7 protein-coding genes are annotated in these 4873 nt (G+C 49.2%); 4 read left to right on the top strand and 3 right to left on the bottom strand.

All coding sequences use genetic code 11. The features are described from left to right. Nucleotides 1-920, top strand: a 920-nt coding sequence (locus J7438_RS24560) for a hypothetical protein (protein ID WP_209278681.1), incomplete at its 5' end; no start/stop codon positions are given. Nucleotides 921-983: 63 nt separating this feature from the next. Here J7438_RS24560 and J7438_RS24555 read toward each other — a convergent pair. After that, entirely contained in the window at nucleotides 984-1466 is a 483-nt protein-coding gene (locus tag J7438_RS24555) for a DUF2220 domain-containing protein (RefSeq protein WP_209278680.1), read from the bottom strand. Between the two features lie 287 nt (nucleotides 1467-1753). Between J7438_RS24555 and J7438_RS24550 the strand changes: the two genes are divergently transcribed. Then, nucleotides 1754-2056, top strand: coding sequence for a BrnT family toxin (locus tag J7438_RS24550; RefSeq protein ID WP_209278679.1), 303 nt, complete (start codon nucleotides 1754-1756; stop codon nucleotides 2054-2056). After that, a complete protein-coding gene (locus J7438_RS24545) occupies nucleotides 2040-2291 on the top strand; it encodes a BrnA antitoxin family protein (protein WP_209278678.1) in 252 nt (83 codons plus the stop codon). Before J7438_RS24550 ends, J7438_RS24545 begins: the two co-directional genes overlap by 17 nt. Nucleotides 2292-2652: 361 nt before the next feature. Here the strand turns inward: J7438_RS24545 and J7438_RS24540 are convergent, their stop codons facing one another. Together J7438_RS24540 and J7438_RS24535 are read right to left on the bottom strand one after the other, a co-directional pair. Beyond that, nucleotides 2653-2919, bottom strand: coding sequence for a Wadjet anti-phage system protein JetD domain-containing protein (locus tag J7438_RS24540; RefSeq protein ID WP_353620191.1), 267 nt, complete (start codon nucleotides 2917-2919; stop codon nucleotides 2653-2655). A 29-nt stretch (nucleotides 2920-2948) separates the two neighbouring features. Then, the gene (locus J7438_RS24535; protein ID WP_353620190.1) at nucleotides 2949-3071 is read right to left on the bottom strand and encodes a Wadjet anti-phage system protein JetD domain-containing protein; all 123 of its coding nucleotides are present in this window, start codon (nucleotides 3069-3071) and stop codon (nucleotides 2949-2951) included. A gap of 474 nt (nucleotides 3072-3545) precedes the next feature. Between J7438_RS24535 and J7438_RS24530 the strand changes: the two genes are divergently transcribed. Further along, on the top strand, nucleotides 3546-4873 hold a 1328-nt coding region (locus tag J7438_RS24530), incomplete at its 3' end, for a hypothetical protein (protein ID WP_209278677.1).

Below are 4873 nucleotides of genomic sequence, written 5' to 3'. Positions count from 1 at the left end.
GTGGGTATGCAGACGCCGGCATCGGGGGGGGGTGGATTAAACATGGAACGGTTGCCAACACCATAGCGGTGAACAGCCATGTCAGAACTGGGGGGCAAGGTTCAACAGCCAAGATCGGGGGTGGGTATATTGAAGGATCAGGAACGGTTACCAAGACCAAGGCGGAGAACAGCTATGTCAATGGCGAACTAAAGAATTTTGGATCTATCTCCAAGGATCAGCTTTGCCAAAATGCAGACCTACGTGTGTTAACAGCCAATTGCTCTCCGAGAACTGAATTTCGGGATGCGTTGGATTTATTGGTTTGCCCGGTAAATGCCGCTACAGTGTCAACACCCGCTACAGCATCAACTGCCGCTATAGAGTCAACAGCTGTGGCGGCGGCAAACGCCACAGTGTCAACAGCTGCGGCGGCGGCAAACGCCACAGTGTCAACAGCTGCGGCGGCGGCAAACGCCACAGTGTCAACAGCTGCGGCGGCGGCAAACGCCACAGTGTCAATAGCTGCTACAGCGTCAGCACCCGCTACAGCATCAACACCCACTACAGCATCAACTGCCCCTAAAGAGCCAACAGCTGCGCCAGCAGCCGCCACAGTGTCAACAGACGCTACAGCATCAACAGCCGCTACGGTGGGAGGAATTACCACAGGTTCCCTTATGGTAGCGGGCGGATTGGGATTGGGGATTGCCGCCTATTCAACCTATCAATGGATTACCGGTTACCAGGAGGGGTTGCGTGGTCAGGAGCTGGCGATGAAACCACTGACCCGTGGTAAAGAACTGGCAAGCGCTGCGGTCAACTCGGTATCACAGGGTATTCAGGGAATCAGAGAACGAATGAACAGGCAGAGTGTTTCTACGCAGGAACCAGCCCATGAGATGAGCCAGAAACCAGCAGAAACCAGTATCAGGTCTTGAAACTTGAATGTGTTCAAAAAGAAAGACCTCACCCTGGATTTTCGCTGCTAATGCTATCACCGGTCAAAGGGTATCCAACAGCCAGCCATAACCAACACGCTCCTGTTCCAGACGCAGATTTTTACCAAAGGTGTTATCTTTCAGGGCCGCAAACAATGGCAATTCATCCGGGGTAAGCCCCGGCAGCTCACCGGTGAAACGCTTACTGTCCATTTCCTCTGTACACAGTGCCAGATGCGCTTGCAGGGTGGCCTGGTCCATCAACAAGGAGCGGACTTGCGGAAAATACTGCCGCAGGCGAGAGAGAATGGCAAAACCGTGGGTGTCAATATCGCCCCAGTAGATCATCTCCTTTTCCTTCAGCCAGCCAATGGAAGACAGCGACTGAATACCATAGCCCAGCCCAAAGATGACAATGGCATCCGGTACCGGTGGAAAGGCAAGACCATTGACCTTGTTTTCCGTGATAAACACCTTGCCGATTCCCGGGTCTATGAATTGTGAAACCGGAACCGTGATATCCGTCACCGGGCCGGGATGATCCAATAACCGATATCGCTCCAGTGGCTCATCAAACCGCAGACCAAAGCGGCGTTCAAAACCGTTTTCGAAGTCGGGGTCATCGAAGTCGGGGCCAGGTCTTTAATTATGAATGACCATTGTCTTTTTACTGATAAGAAGAGCTATTTGCACAATGAAAATCTGACCCTGATTTACTTTGACCCCGGTTTGCGCTTAGCCTGATGCAATCAAGACCCGACCACGGTTTCTTAACTGGTTGTTGCTTGCAAGTTTTTGGCTTATATTTCTGTATATTGGAGGAATATACAGAAATGATTGATTGGTCAAAAGTTAGCGGATTTGACTGGGATGTAGGCAACGAGAGGAAAAATGAGGATAAACACGGTGTCTCAAAAGTAGAAGCCGAGGAAGTGTTTTTCAATAAACCACTGTTGGTAGTGGAAGATAAAAAGCATAGCCAAACGGAGTCACGCTATCATGCACTGGGACGATCCTTTAATAACCGTTTGCTCCATATTACATTCACATTAAGGGCTGAGCGTACACTAATACGTGTTATTTCAGCCAGAAACATGCATCAAAAAGAGCGAGTATTTTATGAGCAAAATACCTGAGTTTAAGTCAGAAGCTGAAGAAAGGGCGTTTTGGGAGAAGCATGACTCGACACGATATCTAGACTGGAGTCAGGCTGAAAGTGTCTCTATGCCTAATTTGAAACCATCAACAAAAACAATCTCTCTTCGCCTGCCTGAAGGTTTACTGGAAAGCATTAAGATCGAAGCCAATAAACGAGATATGCCATACCAATCACTGATTAAATACTGGCTGGCTGGGCACGTTGACTATTAGCAAAATCGTTGTAAACCCTCGCCTAATCAGGCCGCGCCGCGCAGGCAGGGATATAAGACCGGAGAGAAACAGTGTCAGGTCTTGAATCTTGAATGTGTTCAAAAAGAAAGGCCTCACCCTGGATTTTTGCCTCCCGTCCACCCTGGATTTTTGCCTCCCGTCTGGTAGACATTAAGGATTTCATGGCATAAAACCAGTTACTTTACTCCGCTGTCATTCCGTACAGGGATTGTACGAAACCCACCTTGCAGTGAGAGCCATCTTGCCGGGCATTCACCTCCCTGTGGGATGGATCCTGTAGAGTCCCTGTACAGGATAGTGGAGCGAGCCGGGAGATTTTCGCTGCTAATGCTATCACCGGTCAAAGGGCATCCAACAGCCAGGCATAACCGATACGCTCCTGTTCCAGACGCAGGTTTTTTCCGAAGGTATTATCTTTCAGGGCCGCAAACACTGGTGATTCATCCGGGGCTAGCCCCGTCAGTTCACCAGTAAAACGCTTACTATCCATCTCCTCTGTACACAGTGCCAGATGCGCTTGCAGGGTGGCCTGGTCCATCAACAAGGAGCGGACTTGCGGAAAATACTGCCGCAGGCGAGAGAGAATGGCAAAACCGTGGGTGTCAATACCGCCCCAGTAGATAGTCTCTTTTTCCTTCAGCCAGCTAATGGAAGACAGCGACTGAATAAGTAGTTACCATAGCCCAGCCCAAAGATCACAATGGCATCCGCTACCGGTGGAAAGGCAAGGCCATTGACCTTGTTTTCTGTAATAAACACCTTGCTGGTCCCCGGGTCTTATGTGATGAAAGCTGGAGGTCTTTCTACTTGACGCACAAACCAGGGAAGCCGAAAGTGGCTTAGGTCTTTCTTTTGAATGGGTTCAAGATTCAAGACCTGAGACAGGTTTTAGACCAGGTTTTAGACAGGTTTTTTTCTACCATTAAAAAAACATAGTCTTGAACATTTTACGTCACTGCATAGACGAATTAGGAAATATAATTATCGCTGGCAGAAATAAGATAGAGTGATTAAAAGCTTTTTTCGCTAATGTCCATTGCTCTTACAATCATTCAAATATATACCACCATTCATTTATAAAAATAACACGACGCCTGCAACACGTACCCTTAAATAAAAAAAATGAATCGTGAACTTTTACGAAACCGCATGTTCGAATAAGAGAGTGCACGGTAATTTTTTGTGCACAGTTCTAATGTACTGTTATGCAATACAACATCAAGAGCCCTGTTTATGATTCAGCAACCCATTCAGCAACCCATTCATCAACCAGTTTGTGACAGCGCTTCCCAACGTCCAGGCAATGGCGTCGAACGTTCCTGGCTCGGCCATGGCGTTGCTGTTGCTAAAGCGTTTGTGACATCATTGATTCCGATGGAAGATCCTTGCTTCAGTATTAATCGCGATAAAACACTGAAAGATATTGGGCGGCTGGCCACAGCAGCTATCCTGCCGCCGAGTACCATCTTTTTCATAGTGAAAGATATCGCCGATGCCTGGTCCGGGAGCCGTGTGCCCGGGCCGGATGTCAAACCGGAATCTCCACAGACATCAGAAGCAACCGGGGAAGAAGCCCAGGAAAAAGAACCCGGCTCGCAAGACGTATCCCTTCAACAGCCATCCACGGCCTGCTATCAAGGGAGTCAGGGAGCCAGAGGACTGCTTGCACTTGGCACGCTGGCCAGCTCTTTTCAGTATGCCAATTCATCTTCCGATTTAGATCCTGAAAATGCCATAGAGGCTATAAAGTATGCCATAAAGGCCACAAAGATTAATGATGCAAAAACCCTGGGCAAGATTGGTCGAGATCCCGATTATCCACTGGACGGTACATACTTGCAGACGGCGGATATTGATGTCCCTAAAGACTTTCAATCCATTGGCAATGCTATAACTCCATTCACAGGGGAATTCCATGGGCAGTGCAATACCATCAGAGGGCTGTCTAAATGTTTTGTTGACACTCTGAAAGATGGCAAAATCGAGCACCTTCGCTTTACTGATGCCGAAATAAAAGGTTCTGATGTGACTGGGTTAGTAGCCTGCGTTGTTGATGATAATGGCGAAGTCAAGGATATCGGTGCCGAAAAAGTTAAAATTACCTCCACCGGTTATGGATCTCACGTCGGCATTGGGGGAGGGAAGGTTAGTGGCAAGGTTTTCAACATTACGGCGAGGGGGTGCGAGGTCGAAACCAAAGGATCGGAGGCATATGCCGGCATCGGGGGGGGGGATGTTACTGGAGAGGTGCGCAACACCATGGCGTTGAACTGCAAGGTCAAAACCGGAGGAAAGTGGGCATATGCCGGCATCGGGGGGGGGGAGGTTACTGGAGAGGTTGGCAACACCATGGCGTTGAACTGCACGGTCAAAACCGAAGAGAAGTATGCACATGCCGGCATCGGAGCGGGGTTGTTAAATGGGGGGAAGGTTGGCAGCATTACGGCGGTGAACAGCTGGGTAGAAACCAGTGGAGCGGAGGCAAATGCCGGCATCGGGGGGGGGGAGGTTAATGGAACGGTTGGCAACACTGCAGCGGTGATCTGCAAGGTCAAAACCGG

Origin of the sequence: Thalassotalea sp. G20_0 (assembly GCF_017744175.1) — a bacterium.
Taxonomy (GTDB): Bacteria; Pseudomonadota; Gammaproteobacteria; order Pseudomonadales; family Endozoicomonadaceae; genus Endozoicomonas.
This window is presented reverse-complemented; position numbering and strand designations above follow the sequence as displayed.

Excerpts from the sequence above, each read along its gene's own strand:
- J7438_RS24550 (WP_209278679.1), top strand. The coding sequence starts at position 1,754 with ATGATTGATTGGTCAAAAGTTAGCGGATTTGACTGGGATGTAGGCAAC.
- J7438_RS24545 (WP_209278678.1), top strand. The coding sequence starts at position 2,040 with ATGAGCAAAATACCTGAGTTTAAGTCAGAAGCTGAAGAAAGGGCGTTT.